This is a genomic window from Blautia sp. An46, from assembly GCF_002161645.1.
Taxonomy (GTDB): domain Bacteria; phylum Bacillota; class Clostridia; order Lachnospirales; family Lachnospiraceae; genus Blautia; species Blautia ornithocaccae.
This window is the reverse complement of the sequence record NZ_NFIF01000001.1, coordinates 363870-376811: the sequence shown is the minus strand read 5'-3', so window position 1 is coordinate 376811 and position 12942 is coordinate 363870. Positions and strand designations below refer to the sequence as shown.

The 12942-nt window shown below is 47.1% G+C and carries 14 protein-coding genes; all 14 read right to left on the bottom strand.

Annotated elements, in window-relative coordinates; all coding sequences use genetic code 11:
- Positions 1–74: 74 nt before the first annotated feature.
- Entirely contained in the window at positions 75–1667 is a 1593-nt protein-coding gene (locus B5G00_RS01795) for a peptide chain release factor 3 (protein WP_087267558.1), read from the bottom strand.
- A 96-nt stretch (positions 1668–1763) separates the two neighbouring features.
- A complete protein-coding gene (locus tag B5G00_RS01790; protein WP_087267555.1) occupies positions 1764–2531 on the bottom strand; it encodes a SpoIIIAH-like family protein in 768 nt (255 codons plus the stop codon).
- A 12-nt stretch (positions 2532–2543) separates the two neighbouring features.
- The gene (locus B5G00_RS01785; protein WP_087267552.1) at positions 2544–3023 is read right to left on the bottom strand and encodes a stage III sporulation protein AG; all 480 of its coding nucleotides are present in this window, start codon (positions 3021–3023) and stop codon (positions 2544–2546) included.
- On the bottom strand, positions 3020–3337 hold the full coding sequence (locus tag B5G00_RS01780) for a stage III sporulation protein AF (RefSeq protein WP_087267549.1): 318 nt from the start codon (positions 3335–3337) through the stop codon (positions 3020–3022). The genes B5G00_RS01785 and B5G00_RS01780 overlap by 4 nt, the downstream gene beginning before the upstream one ends.
- Before the next feature lie 12 nt (positions 3338–3349).
- The gene (locus tag B5G00_RS01775) at positions 3350–4573 is read right to left on the bottom strand and encodes a stage III sporulation protein AE (RefSeq protein ID WP_242971248.1); all 1224 of its coding nucleotides are present in this window, start codon (positions 4571–4573) and stop codon (positions 3350–3352) included.
- On the bottom strand, positions 4570–4956 hold the full coding sequence (spoIIIAD, locus tag B5G00_RS01770) for a stage III sporulation protein AD (protein ID WP_087267546.1): 387 nt from the start codon (positions 4954–4956) through the stop codon (positions 4570–4572). The genes B5G00_RS01775 and spoIIIAD overlap by 4 nt, the downstream gene beginning before the upstream one ends.
- Positions 4957–4968: 12 nt before the next feature.
- Positions 4969–5163 carry a stage III sporulation protein AC gene (gene spoIIIAC, locus B5G00_RS01765; protein ID WP_087267543.1) on the bottom strand — a complete coding sequence of 65 codons (195 nt, stop codon included), beginning with the start codon at positions 5161–5163 and terminating at the stop codon, positions 4969–4971.
- A 50-nt stretch (positions 5164–5213) separates the two neighbouring features.
- A complete protein-coding gene (locus B5G00_RS01760; RefSeq protein WP_087267540.1) occupies positions 5214–5732 on the bottom strand; it encodes a stage III sporulation protein AB in 519 nt (172 codons plus the stop codon).
- Positions 5726–6697 (bottom strand): stage III sporulation protein AA, encoded by a 972-nt coding sequence (gene spoIIIAA, locus B5G00_RS01755; protein ID WP_087267537.1) that lies wholly within the window; start codon positions 6695–6697, stop codon positions 5726–5728. The genes B5G00_RS01760 and spoIIIAA overlap by 7 nt, the downstream gene beginning before the upstream one ends.
- A 45-nt stretch (positions 6698–6742) precedes the next feature.
- A complete protein-coding gene (locus B5G00_RS01750; protein WP_087267534.1) occupies positions 6743–7354 on the bottom strand; it encodes a 4'-phosphopantetheinyl transferase family protein in 612 nt (203 codons plus the stop codon).
- Positions 7351–9213, bottom strand: a complete 1863-nt coding sequence (locus tag B5G00_RS01745; RefSeq protein WP_087267531.1) for an ATP-dependent helicase — start codon at positions 9211–9213, stop codon at positions 7351–7353. Before B5G00_RS01745 ends, B5G00_RS01750 begins: the two co-directional genes overlap by 4 nt.
- Positions 9214–9241: 28 nt before the next feature.
- Positions 9242–10690, bottom strand: a complete 1449-nt coding sequence (gene gltX / locus B5G00_RS01740) for a glutamate--tRNA ligase (RefSeq protein WP_087267528.1) — start codon at positions 10688–10690, stop codon at positions 9242–9244.
- 156 nt (positions 10691–10846) lie between these two features.
- Positions 10847–11605 (bottom strand): AIM24 family protein, encoded by a 759-nt coding sequence (locus B5G00_RS01735; protein WP_087267525.1) that lies wholly within the window; start codon positions 11603–11605, stop codon positions 10847–10849.
- A gap of 248 nt (positions 11606–11853) precedes the next feature.
- Complete coding sequence (locus B5G00_RS01730) at positions 11854–12921, bottom strand: NAD(P)H-dependent flavin oxidoreductase (RefSeq protein ID WP_087267522.1); 1068 nt, start codon at positions 12919–12921, stop codon at positions 11854–11856.
- Positions 12922–12942 lie beyond the last annotated feature (21 nt).

Below are 12942 nucleotides of genomic sequence, written 5' to 3'. Positions count from 1 at the left end.
TTATACCAAAAGCCATAGAAAATTAAAAGCGGTTTTTTGCTTTTCCCGCAAAAAACCGCTTTTCCTTCCTATTCTCAGTTTTTCGAAAATTCTGCAAGCTTTAAACCTTCATTTCTGTCTAAGGTCATTCCAATGCTCCAGCTGTTGATAAACAGAAGCAGCGGATTTCCTTTCAGGTCCATAACCTTCTTCATATCAGAGGTTCCTGTAAGCTTCTTCACATCCACTTCTTCCTTATTTTCAATCCAGCGGATGTGCTCATAAGGCAGAGACTCCAGACGGATATCCACATTGTATTCATTTTCCAGACGGTATTTCAGCACGTCAAACTGGAGCACACCTACTACCCCTACAATGATTTCTTCCATGCCTCCCATGATTTCCTGGAAAATCTGGATAGCGCCTTCCTGGGCAATCTGGTTGATGCCTTTTACAAACTGTTTTCTCTTCATACTGTCCAAAAGCCGTACTCTGGCGAAATGTTCCGGAGCAAAAGTGGGGATTCCCTCGTACTGGATTTTTCTTCCCGGAGCACAGACCGTGTCACCAATAGAAAAGATTCCCGGGTCAAATACGCCGATGATATCTCCTGCATAGGCTTCGTCTACCACATGGCGGTCCTGAGCCATCATCTGCTGAGGCTGGGACAGACGCATTTTCTTATTTCCCTGGACATGGTAAACCTCTGCTGAGGCTTCAAACTTTCCGGAGCAGATCCGCATAAATGCAATACGGTCCCTGTGATTCTTGTTCATGTTTGCCTGGATCTTAAAGACAAATGCAGAAAAATCCGGATCCATGGGATCGATCTCTCCCTCATCTGACATTCTTGGCAGGGGAGAGGAAGTCATTTTCAGAAAATGTTTCAGAAAGGTCTCCACGCCAAAGTTGGTAAGCGCGGAACCAAAAAACACTGGGGACAGTGCTCCTCTGTCTACCTTTTCCTGGTCAAACTCTGCACTGGCTCCATCCAGCAGCTCGATTTCTTCTAGAAGCTGTTCCTTCTGATCCGGATCAATGACTTCATCCAGACGGGCTTCTTCAATCCCTACTTCTTCCTCGATACCTTCCTTGGTACCTTTCATAGTATCTGAAAAAGTCAGGACTTTTCTGGTCTCCCGGTCATAAACTCCCCGGAATTTTTTTCCGGAACCAATAGGCCAGTTTACCGGACAGGTAGGGATTCCCAGTTCTTTTTCAATATCGTCTAATAGGTCAAAGGTGTCATTGGCATCTCTATCCATCTTATTGATAAAAGTAAAGATAGGAATATGCCGCATAGCGCATACCTTAAAAAGCTTTCTGGTCTGGGCTTCCACACCTTTTGATGCGTCAATGACCATGACTGCAGAGTCTGCTGCCATAAGGGTACGGTAGGTATCTTCTGAGAAATCCTGATGTCCTGGGGTATCCAATATGTTGATGCAGTAACCGTCATAGTTAAACTGCAGCACAGAGGAGGTAACGGAAATACCTCTCTCCTTTTCAATTTCCATCCAGTCTGAAACCGCATGACGGGCAGTCGCCTTTCCCTTAACGCTTCCTGCCAGATTAATGGCTCCTCCGTAGAGGAGGAATTTTTCTGTCAGAGTGGTCTTTCCGGCATCCGGATGAGAAATAATTGCAAATGTACGTCTTTTTGATATTTCTTTGGTATAGTCAGCCACTGTTGGCCCTCCTTCTCTATTTTAAAGGTGTTGTTTTCTCCAAAATTGCACACTGACGCTATTGTAGTATACCCTCAGAAAGGTGTCAAGGGCCTTTTACTCATTTGTCCCGGTTCCTTCTTCTAAAGGTGTGATCACAATATTTTCCACAGGAACGCTGGTCTTCCGCTTTACGATATCCTCGATCTGGGCTCTGCTGGCATCTTCCATATAGGCCTGAGGCACAATTACGTCTGCGCTTTCTCCCGTAAGGTTTACTACCACATCAGTAAAGCCCTGGGCCTCTAAAAGCAGTTCTGCTGCCTCTTCCTGCTCTGCCAGGTCTGTCATATTTACCATAGAGTTTACTGCTTCCTGCTTCTGCTCATCTCCCAGATTTTCATTGTTGATGATTTCTAAAAGGGTCTCCTTATTGGCAGAGCGGACCTGTTCTCTGCTCACCTTTGCCTGGGCGGCAAAATTAGAAGCGCCGGTAAGTACTGCTTCTCCGGGAGTCTCTGTCTGGGCAGTATCCCCACTGGAAGCGTCTGCAGTGTCCGTTCCCTCCTGAGCTTCTACTGCCTGGCTTTCTGTCTCCTGGGTGTCGGCATCTTCCTGAGTGCCATCTTCTCCCTGAGCAGCCTGGCTGTTTTCTTCCAGCAGAGCCGTCTCATCTGTCAGGTCATAGTCCAGGCTGTCAATCTCTTCTACAATCCCCTCTGTATCTGAGGCTGTCTGGGCAGTATCCTCCCCATCACTCCCCAGGTTTTCCAGGGCGCTGTCCATTCCCAGATGATTGTCTGAGTAATTAATGTATCCCGCCACAGCGATCATAATGGCCAGGGCCGTAATGATAACCTGATTTTTCTTGAAGATTTTTTTCATAGACATTCTCCTCTAATTCATTTTCATTACTTTAATTTTATGGGCTTCTACCTGAAATAATACCTGGACAGCCTCCTGAATATTTTGGATCACTACCGGGTCATCTCCGCCCTGAGCCACTACCAGAACTCCTGTGACCTGGGGATAGATTTCCGCAGATACATAAGGGGTCTGATTTCCTCTGGAATCCCGCTCATAGACGGTCTCTGTCTCATCCTTTTCCACAACCTTTTCCTGGGTGCCTTCGCAGGTAAGGAATACTTCTGCCTTTCCCACTCCCTGAACCTGCTCCAGCACCTCCACCAGCCGTTCCTCCATCTTAGTCTGCCAATCCTGTTCCTGAAGACCCTGGTCTGTCTCCTGGGTATTCTCCTCTGTAATGGTATTTTCATTTTCCTGTCTGGTGGGGAGGGCAATAACCAGCAGTAACAGCCCAACTAAAAGCAGGACTCCCAGATTTTCCTTCTTCATCCATTTTTCCAAAGGTTTCATGGAATCACCTCCTGCCCTTCTATGACTTCCCCTTCATTGTCTTCATTCCAGGACTCCTCCCAGTCCTGGGCTTTTTTCTGCCACTCTTCCCTGTCTGTCCGGGAATCCTGGAATTCTTTCACAAAGCTGTCAATCTCTTCCTCCAGACCGGTAAACTGGAAAGCCGGGGAGAGGATCACCAGGATCAGCAGCAGCCCCATATAAAACTGCACGTACTTTTTGTAGCTGTTTTCCGGCAGAAAATGCATCACCGCAGAGGCCAGTATAAAAAAACAGGCCAGATTCTGTATCCAGGAATAAATACTTTCCGCCATCTCCGTGCCCCCTTAATGAGATATGAAAGATACTGACAAAATAGCAATGGTGATCAACAAAAGGAGTTCCAGGGTAAGCAGCACTTTCAGAAGGAGCCTGCAGCCTTCTCCCATGGCAGAAAGGCAGCCTGTCATCCGTCTGTCAGAAACCGGCTGGAGCAGAGCCGCCAGGAGTTTATAAACAAGGGAGTTCATCGCCAGTTTAATGACAGGAGGAAGGCCCAGCAGCACTAAAACCACAATTCCCATAACGCCAAGGCAGTTGCGGATCAGTACTGCTGTTCCAAGGGCTACTTCCGTGGCCCCGTTGATCACATTTCCTATACCGGGAATGGAAGCCGCCGTCTTTCCCAGCGCATCCCTCTTCAGTGAATCCAGGGCCGGACTGACCATATTCTGGATCAGCTCCATACCAATAACCACCGCTGTAATAGTTCTCATGGTCCATTCCAAAATGGTTTTCAGCAGGTCTGCCAGCTTTGAAAGGAAGTCTTCTTTATGCAGATAGTTGATCAGCTCTATGATCACATAGGCCTGGATACCGGGAATCACTGCTTTTAAAAGAAGTACCTGGGTCAGATAGATGACCCCAAAAACCATTTCGTAAAAGACCATTGCAGTGGCTGTCCCGGAAGCTGCCGTCACTGCCAGAAAATAGGATGGCATAAGGGCCTGCATAAAAGCAGTCAGGTCCTCCAGACTCCCGGACAGCTCTGCACTAAGTTCTCCGAAGGAGTGGATCAGAAGCGCCAGGAGAAGCATATATACAATGTAGAAACTGGCTTCTCCTGCCTGACTGCCGGAAAACACATTGGTAAAATTGGCAAACAGCGCCGCCAGGATTACCAGCAGCACTACCTGAAAAAGCACCTCCCGGTCTGCCAGCAGATGCTCATACAAAAATCCTCTGACTGTTTCCAGAACAAAGTCTGGGGTAAATACTTCTTCTCCGGCAAGTATCTTCTCCAGAGCTTGGCGAACACTAAAAGTCTCCTCTCCCAACAGTTCATTTACTGTCTCCTGCATCTCTCCCAGTTCCAATCCCTTCAAAAGAGCTTCCTGACTTTTCTCCTGTTCCTTGAGCAGATCTTCTTCTGTCTGGGAATTGTCACTCTGCTCTTCCCGAAGGGCTTCATCAGCTGCCGAAACAGGTATGGAAAAAAGCAGCATAGCCAGCATTGTCAGAAGAATCCCTGCCGGAAGGTCTGTCCTCTTTTGTCTGTTCTTTCTTCTCATGACAGGAAGCCGTGAATGGCTTCCATAAGTGCCAGAAGCACTGGCATAGACAGGACCATAATATAAAGCTTGGTAAAGATCTCTATCTGAGCTCCTATAGAACCATAACCTGCATCTTTGCAGATTCCGGAAGAAAACTGTCCGATATAAGTAATCCCTATGATTTTCAAAAGAGTAGTAAGATATTGGATATCCACTGGGAGATAATCCTGTATTTTCATCACAGAGGAAAAAAGGTAGGAAAGCTTATCCGTCATATAGAAAAAGATCAGGATTCCTGCTGCCAGGCTGAGATAGACAGAATATTCCGGTCTTGTTCCTTTCAGGAAAAGACCCAGAAGCACCCCTGTCATCCCCAGCATGACGATTCTCACCACTTCCATCCTCAATCCCCCTTACAGTGCAAATAATTCCTGTATTGTCCGAAACAAGTCATAAATATAAGGCAGGATCCAGAACAGCACCAGCACCAGACCTGCCAGACTGGTGAGAAAGGCCAGTTCCTCTCTCTGGCTGTGTTTCAGTATCTGGCAGAGCACAGATACCAGAATTCCCACCGCACCTATTTTAAACAGTAAACTAACCTCCACGCTCTTTCCTCCCTGCTCTCACTTCCTTCATCCCCCATCATGACTCCTTTTCATACCAGCATGATCGCCAGAAACATTCCTGCCATAAGCCCCAGGGCCTGATACATTTTTTTCCTGGCCGGCCCTTCTTTCTCTGTTTTTAGGATCTCTCCTTTCAATTCCTCCAGATACAGATTTATGGTATTTTCCTGCATGGTAATATCCATATATCCCAGGTCCTCTCCCAGGCGGATAAATTCCTCCAAATCTGTTTTCGTTAGGCTGGTCTCCTTTAGATATTTCTCTGCTTTCTGAGAAAAAATCTTGGAAAACCGCTCTCCCTGGTATTCCTTTGCCGCTCTGGATACTTCTCTGAGAAAATCTGAAAGAGGAGGGCGGATCTTGTCCGCCACCCGGACCATAGCCTCTGGCAGAGCTTCCCTGCGGTAAGTGATCTCTCCCAGAAGAAAATACAGCATTTTCTGTATCTCCTCCAGTTCTCTCTGCCTTTTGGTATAACTCAGACTTTTTCCATAGCCCATGGCTCCGCAGGAAAGAATCACCAGAAGGGCTCCCACTGCTTTCAGCATAGGATTCCCTGTTTTCGTTTCCAGTCAAAAAGGCTGGTGCCTCTCTCGTCAAAGATGGCTTTTACCCTTCCTGCCCGGTCCTGATGGTGGAGAACAATATACCTCTCAAAGATTCTCTCCCGGACCAGTCTCTGCATAAGGGGTTTTCTCTTAATGTCCTCCACAGAACTGCCATGGACTGTGGCAAAAAGTTTACAGCCGCAGTGGATCACTGACTCAATGGCGTGGATGTCCTCATAGTCTCCCAGCTCGTCTACTGCCACTACCTCTGGAGACATGGAACGGATAAGCATCATCATGCCTTCGGCTTTTGGACAGCAGTCCAGGACATCGGTACGGATTCCCAGGTCATTTTGGGGGATTCCCTGATAGGAACCTCCGATTTCTGATCTTTCATCTACCACTCCCACAGACACTCCTGGCATATAAGGACTGCCGCTGCTGACCTGACGGATCAGGTCACGGAGCAGGGTGGTCTTTCCGCACCTGGGCGGGGAAATGATCAGTGTATGGCAGATTCTGCCGTTTTTGATAATATAGGGAAGTATTGGCGAAGCACAGCCTTTTATCTGGTGTGACAGCCTGAGATTCATATAAGATATGTATTTTACGCTTTTGATCCTGTCCCCTTCCAGGACAGTCTTTCCTGCAATGCCCACCCGGTGTCCACCCTGAATGGTAATGAACCCCTGGCGGATTTCCTCTTCAAATGCATACATGGAATAGCTGCTCACATATTCCATGGTTTCTTTCAGATCTTCTGCCTTTACAAAGCAGCCCTGGGATTCCTCCCGTGAGAATTCCCCATCTTTTCTGAGAAAATACTCCTTTCCCTGATAAATCAGTATCAGAGGAGCATTGACACGGAGCCGTATTTCATAGAGCTGCTCCATGTCAAAATGAGCTGCCAGCAGAGCCTGCCGGATATGGGCAGGAAATAGTTTTGCGATTTCTTCCTGTTTCATTGTCCTCACCTCTTTTTAAGATATATATATGAGGACAATCCTTTTTTATGCCTCTTTCTCTCTCGGATATAGGTGCCGGATTTCCAGCTGAAAAGGTTCTTCTGCGGCCACACAGCCGGCCAGATCTTTTTCCAGCCAGAAGAACTGGTGGCAGGCAGGCGCCTTCAGGGTTCTCATATCCTGACGGAGTCCTTCTCCGGAAAGCTTGATGCAGCTTTCCTTGTAGGTCCAGAGTTTGATAAACTCCTTGGTACTGTCTTCAGCCTCCAGAATTTGTCGCTGCTCCTGGGCGTTCATGGTCCGTTCTATCATTCTCTGGGACCTTACGGCCCGTTTTTCCTGAATGTCTACCCCACAGGGCATAGAAGAAATCGCACAGACTCCATAGCCCCCTGAATGACTGATGTTAAAATGAATTTCCGGATGTCCTGCCAGGTATGGCTTCCCGTAGGGGCCTTTTTTCAGTGAAGCATCCAAGGCTTTTAGCAGTTGTTTCCGGTCTTTATTTCTTGAAAACAAACTGTCATAGCCCAATTCCTGAAGGCCACAAAGGAGAAGAAGCCGGCCACAGAGGCTTTCCCGGTTCTTCTCCTCTTTCCATTCTCTGGTCCACTCTTCCACTTTTCCTACATAGAGATAAATTACTCCCGGCTTCACAGTTCCTTACTCCTTTCCACCAGACTAGATTCCAAAAGGAACCTGGAAGGCTCCAGCTTCTTCTCATGGCGCTCTCCCACATAGAAAAGGGAAAGTTCCTTTCTGGCCCTGGTCATCCCTACATAGAGAAGGCGGCGTTCTTCCTCCACATCGCTCTCTCCTGCTGCTTTCCGGTAGGGAATGATCCCTTCATTTACATCCATAATAAAAACCCGGTCAAATTCCAGGCCTTTGGCACTGTGAAGGGTAGAGATTACTACGCCTTCTTTTTCTGTATTCTGCTGTCTAGCCTGTTCCTTCAGCTTTTCCGTATACTGGGCAATATGAGTAAACCATTCTTCAAAGGTCTTATATCCCTTTGCACTTTCTGCCAGTTCATCCAATACCTCGTAAAGCTCCTCGGTACGGAGTTTTCGATAGGAGGCATAGTCTTTTAGAAACTCTTCATAGCCTACTCCATAGCGGATATAATTAATGGCTCCATAAGGCGTCATAGCCTTTAGAGTCTTCAGATCCTCCTCCATACGGTCAATCCTGTCACACATCCATTCCTTATCCTCATAGAACCACCGCAGTTCTTCAAAGGAAACGGTCTCTGCATCCAAGGCTTCTCTGGATATGTAGCGGTTGGGCCGGTTCATGACCTGGAGAAATTCCTTACGGCTTCTGTCTCCCATAGCCAGCTTCATATAAGAAATCATATTTTGGGCAATCCAGTGGTCGAAAAGATTGGGAAGACTGTCCCGCATCTGAAAGGGAATCTGGTACTCCAGCAGAATCTCCACCAGGAATCTGGCGCCGGAATTGGTCCGATAAAGAACTGCCATCTCCTCGTAAGGACACCCCTCTTTTCTGGCCTTCTGAATACAGTCTTTTACATAAAGCTCTTCTTCCCGTCCCTTTTCAAACTTTTTGATCACCGGCACCGGTCCCGGCTGATTTTCTGTATAAATCTTTTTCCGGAATCTTTTCTTATTCCCGGCAATCACTTTTCCCGCCGCCTCCAGGATCTGTGGGGTAGAACGGTAATTGCAGGAAAGAAGTTCTGTCTGGACTTTAGGGAAATCTTTTGGGAAATTCATCATGATCTCCGGTCTGGCTCCCCGGAAGGCATAAATAGACTGGTCGTCGTCACCTACAATGAAGAGATTGTTCTGAGGCGCTGCCAGCATTTTTACAATATCATACTGAAGTTTATTAATATCCTGGAATTCGTCTACCAGGATATACTGAAATTTTCCCTGCCATCCCCGGCGGATATCCTCCCTCTGGTCCAGAAGCTCATAGCAGTAAAGGAGCATATCGTCAAAATCCAGAAGTCTGCCCCGGCGGCAGCGATTTACATAGGCAATATAAATGCTCCGAAAAATCTCATCAGGGCAGTTGGCAGAGTAATAATGTTCCAGAGGAATCCTGGTATTTTTTACCTGGCTGATCTCCTGGGATAGTCCCTGGAAAAAGTCCTTCTCATCTTCGATTTCCAGGTGCTTTCCATAAGCAATTTCTTTAAGCATCTCATACTTTCGCTCTTCACTGAGGATATTTTTCCCTGTGAGGTGATAAGCATGGCGGAGGATTCCGTAAAAAACTCCGTGAAAGGTACCAAAAGTCACCCGGCGGTAATCCGCCTTCAGCCCGGCCTCTTCACAGAGTTTCTCAAATCTGTCTTTCATTTCTCTGGCGGCGGCCTTTGTAAAGGTCACCACCAGAATATTTCCCGGATTTACCTGATAGTTTTCCAGAAGATACTCAACTCTTCTGGTCATGGTAGCGGTCTTGCCGGATCCCGGACCTGCCAGCAGCATCATAGGTCCTTTAAAATGCCTGACCGCCTTTTCCTGGGCACTGTTCATCTTCATAGTCTGCTGCTTTCTTCCTCCTTACAGCTCAGCGAAGTTTTTCCACGGCAGCCTGCAGTCTCTTAAGGCTTTCTTCTTTGCCCAGAACCTCCAGGATTTCCGTAGCTCCTGCAGGAGTCATCTGCTTTCCGGAAAGAGCTGTACGGATAGGCCAGAGGATCTGACCGTTCTTGTATCCATTCTCCTTGGCAAATCCGCAGAGCAGTTCATAGAGAGCATCATTGCTGTAGTCTTCCTGATTTTCCAGCACAGGAATGATCTTCTCCAGCACTTCTAAAGAAAGCTCCGGATTTGTCTTCATCTTTTTATGGGTATACATGGAAACATCGTATTCCGGCACCTGTTCAAAGAAATCGATCAGCTCCGGAATATCCGGGAATACTTCAATCCTGGTCTTCACCATGGCAGCGATCTTCTTAAGGTCAATGTCTCTTGTAATGGTTTTCTGGATATAGGGCAGCGCCATGTCATAGAACTTGTCAAAGTCCATAGCCTTCATATACTCTCCGTTCATCCACCGAAGCTTCTGCACATCAAAAACTGCCGGAGACTTGCTCATATGGCGGTAGTCAAAGGCTTCTACCAGTTCCTCCAGTGAGAAGATCTCACGATTATCCTCAGGACACCATCCCAGAAGCGCCACATAATTTACAATGGCCTCTGTAAGGAATCCCTGTTCTACCAGGTCTTCATAGGAAGAATGGCCGGAACGTTTGGAAAGCTTTTTATGCTCTTCATTGGTAATCAGAGGGCAGTGTACATAGGTAGGAACTTCCCAGCCAAAAGCCTCATAAATACGATTATATTTTGGTGAAGAGGAGAGGTATTCGTTACCTCTTACTACATGAGTGATCCCCATCAGATGGTCGTCTACTACATTTGCAAAGTTGTAGGTAGGATATCCGTCAGATTTGATCAGGATCAGGTCATCCAGCTCATTATTAGGCACAGTAATGTCTCCGTAAATATCATCGTGGAAAGTGGTTGTCCCCTCCACCGGCATGTTAAACCGGATGACATAGGGCTCTCCTGCAGCCAGTTTTGCTTCTACTTCTTCTTTGCTTAAGTGAAGGCAGTGCTTGTCATACATAGCCACTTCTTTTCCTTCAATGTTTGTCTTTAAGGATTCCAGTCTCTCCTTAGTACAGAAGCAGTAATAAGCGTCTCCCTGGTCAATCAGCTGCTTTGCATATTTCAGATAGATGCCCTGGGCGTTTCTCTCACTCTGGACATAAGGACCGCAGCCTCCGTCTTTATCCGGACCTTCGTCATGTTTCAGTCCTGTCTCCTCCAGGGTATGGTAAATGATATCCAGGGCCCCTTCTACAAAACGTACCTGGTCAGTGTCCTCAATACGCAGGATGAAATCTCCTCCCTCATGCTTTGCAATGAGATAAGCGTACAGTGCAGTCCTTAAATTTCCCACATGCATCCTTCCGGTAGGGCTGGGGGCAAATCTTGTTCTTACTTTACTCATTCTTTTCTCTCCTTATCTATTGAATACTGTGAAGCCTTATAATTAAACATGGAAAGGGGGTATGCGGTCCGCAACCATATACCCCACTGCACAAATTATACATAACCTGTTTTTCTTTTGCAAGGTTAAAAAAAGAAAAATCATTTCTGTCTTTCTCTATCTCACCGGAGCAAACAATACCTTACCTGTCCCTCGGTAAACATTTACCAGACCTTCTCCGGACACAGCGGAACCCATCAGGGATCTTCCTGACCTCTCCACAGTAAAGTCCAGGCTGCCGCTCCAGGCCACTGCCATGTTGCCGTCGATCTTGATCACATCATCCCGAAGGGTCACTTCCACCAGTTCTTCCTTGGGACAGGGGGATTCCAGACATAAGACTCCGCTTCCTACGATCCCCAGATTAAACAGCCCCTCATTGCCTGCTGCTGCAGAAGAAAGGGTGGAACGCATTACTGCCTTATGCCGGAGATTCGCGTCGCAGGCCAGGAACATGCCGTCATCCAGGACTACTGAACCGTTCCATTCGTCTACATCCAGAAGGATTATGTGCTTATAGGTTGGCTCCAATACCATAACCCCATCTCCTGTATATTCCGGCTTTATAGCCGACTCTCCTGTCACCTTTCCTCTGACTGCCTTCCCAAGCAGATCGCCAACTCCCTTAATCCCTGTGGTGGCTTTTACATTTCCCACCATCCACTGCATAGCTCCGGACTGGACCGTCACATTTGCCTGGCTCAGATCACACATAACCTGGCGCTTCCGCACATTCATGGCATTGCAGAAATAGGCCGCCATGGCGTTGGTTGGAGCTACGCTGAGATCCCGTGCGTATTCGATCACAGTAAAAGGCCCCATAGAGTCCAGTACATTGATATCATCATTGTTGGTAAAATTACTGATATGGAACATAGTTTTTTCCTCCCATTCTTTAATATAATTTCGCTTAAACCTTCTCCATGAGCAGACACTCCTTTAAAAAACAAAGTCCATACTTTCGGATATCCTCGTATTCCACCGACAGTATTTTCCGTGAAATCGCCTGCCTTACTTATGGATAGTATACCGTCTCGCCAAAAGCATTACAACTAAAAAAAGACCTGTCCGTAAAATCCATGCTTTTATAAAGCCCCGGATTTATATGGACTGGTCTTTTTCTTCTATCTCTCTTGATTTGCCCGGTCAAATTCTTCCATAATATTCTTAACCTTCTCGATCTTATCACACCGATAGGCGTTCTCCCCGCAGAACAGCAGAGCCTGGTCCAGTTTTCCTTCTGCAGCATTAACTAAAGCCTGAGTGATGCAGTAGGGGATCTTTGCGGGATCACAGGTGGTAATACAATGATAACAGTGTTTGATCCTGCATTTTTCTTTCTGGGTTTTGTCGATAAAGGCATTGTGGATGGCCCGGCCTGGCATGCCCACAGGACTTTTCACAATGCAGATATCTTCTTTTTTTGCCTTAATATAAGCTTCTTTGTAGGCTGGCGCTGCGTCACACTCTTCAGTAGTGACAAACCGGGTAGCCACCTGGACGCCGTCTGCCCCCAGAGACAGCGCGTGCTTCATATCTTCTCCGTCGAAAATTCCTCCGGCTACCACCACAGGGATTTCTCTTCCAGCTTTTTTTGCATATTCTCTGGTTTTGCCAATAATACCCCGGATCACCTGGTCATAGGGCTCCTGGGTAAAAGTCTCCAGCTCCTCTAAAGAAAAGCCCAGATGCCCACCCGCACTTGGCCCTTCAATTACCACAAAATCCGGATATCGGTTATATTTTCTCTCCCACATTCTGATAAGAACATTGAGAGATTTCACAGAAGAGACTATCGGGGCGATTTTTACAAAAGAACCCTCTGTATATTTGGGCAGATCTACCGGAAGTCCCGCGCCGGAAATGATCACATCTGCTCCTGCCTCTACTGCTGTTTTTACATATTCTTCATAGCGCTGGGTGGCTACCATGATATTAAAACCTACAATACCGCCGTCGGCAATTTCTCTGGCTGCCGCCAGCTCTTTTTTCATGGCCCTGTAGTTGGCCTCAAAAGGGTTTTGATAAAAATCCGGCTCCCGCCACCCGATCTGAGCGGTAGAGATAATACCGATTCCGCCGTTGGCCGCCACAGTGCCGGCCAGACGTGAAAGACTGATTCCCACTCCCATTCCTCCCTGTATCACAGGGATCCTCGCCTCTAAATCACCGATTTTTAATCCTGTACCCATTTAACTCTCCATTTCCAAAAA

Bases quoted from the DNA above. Each gene is read 5' to 3' on its own strand.
- gltX (WP_087267528.1), bottom strand. From the start codon at position 10,690: ATGAGTAAAGTAAGAACAAGATTTGCCCCCAGCCCTACCGGAAGGATG.
- B5G00_RS01730 (WP_087267522.1), bottom strand. From the start codon at position 12,921: ATGGGTACAGGATTAAAAATCGGTGATTTAGAGGCGAGGATCCCTGTG.
- B5G00_RS01745 (WP_087267531.1), bottom strand. From the start codon at position 9,213: ATGAAGATGAACAGTGCCCAGGAAAAGGCGGTCAGGCATTTTAAAGGA.
- B5G00_RS01760 (WP_087267540.1), bottom strand. From the start codon at position 5,732: ATGCTGAAAGCAGTGGGAGCCCTTCTGGTGATTCTTTCCTGCGGAGCC.
- B5G00_RS01780 (WP_087267549.1), bottom strand. From the start codon at position 3,337: ATGGCGGAAAGTATTTATTCCTGGATACAGAATCTGGCCTGTTTTTTT.
- B5G00_RS01735 (WP_087267525.1), bottom strand. From the start codon at position 11,605: ATGTTCCATATCAGTAATTTTACCAACAATGATGATATCAATGTACTG.
- B5G00_RS01775 (WP_242971248.1), bottom strand. From the start codon at position 4,573: ATGAGAAGAAAGAACAGACAAAAGAGGACAGACCTTCCGGCAGGGATT.
- spoIIIAA (WP_087267537.1), bottom strand. From the start codon at position 6,697: ATGAAACAGGAAGAAATCGCAAAACTATTTCCTGCCCATATCCGGCAG.
- B5G00_RS01790 (WP_087267555.1), bottom strand. From the start codon at position 2,531: ATGAAAAAAATCTTCAAGAAAAATCAGGTTATCATTACGGCCCTGGCC.
- B5G00_RS01785 (WP_087267552.1), bottom strand. From the start codon at position 3,023: ATGAAACCTTTGGAAAAATGGATGAAGAAGGAAAATCTGGGAGTCCTG.
- spoIIIAD (WP_087267546.1), bottom strand. From the start codon at position 4,956: ATGGAAGTGGTGAGAATCGTCATGCTGGGGATGACAGGGGTGCTTCTG.